Source organism: Photorhabdus africana, assembly GCF_035181445.1.
Lineage (GTDB): Bacteria > Pseudomonadota > Gammaproteobacteria > Enterobacterales > Enterobacteriaceae > Photorhabdus > Photorhabdus laumondii.
In genome coordinates, this window is sequence record NZ_JAXBVE010000181.1 from 1 (window position 1) to 476 (window position 476).

Here is a 476-nt window from a genome sequence, read left to right on the forward strand (position 1 = left end):
CCCAGTGATATATTCGGGCTAAAGCACTGACAGCCATCAGCGGCGTGATACCCTGATCAATATGGCGCTGAACCACCTCATCATATTCCAGCATGGTGTCATTCAGCGGCAGACCATAGTGCTCACTGAGCAACACGGCAGCCATCTGCTGCCACAATTCCACCTGGGTCGGTAACTGCTGTCTCCGGTCTTGCAAATAATCCACGGCACGGCGGGCATCATTAGCCACCTGAAATAACCACCACGGATCTGAACCCAAAGCGTGTTCCCAATGTACTATATTATCAGGATAGACCGAGTTACCCCGGACACCGGTTAATGCCGCCACAAACGCCGCGCCCAATGCTGTCACCCATTGTTCCCGAGCTTCATCTAACTCACTTTGGGTTGTCAGGCCAAAGCGGTTTAACCGGGACGGATGGCCAGTGGCATAAACCAGTTGATGCAACAAGTCATGCCAGTATTGTGAATCTTCA

The 476-nt window shown here is 52.1% G+C and carries 1 protein-coding gene; it reads right to left on the reverse strand.

The annotated features are described in order from the left end of the window. Positions 1-476: TA system toxin CbtA family protein (locus tag SLS51_RS23310; protein ID WP_323840851.1), on the reverse strand; the 476-nt coding region annotated here is incomplete at both ends.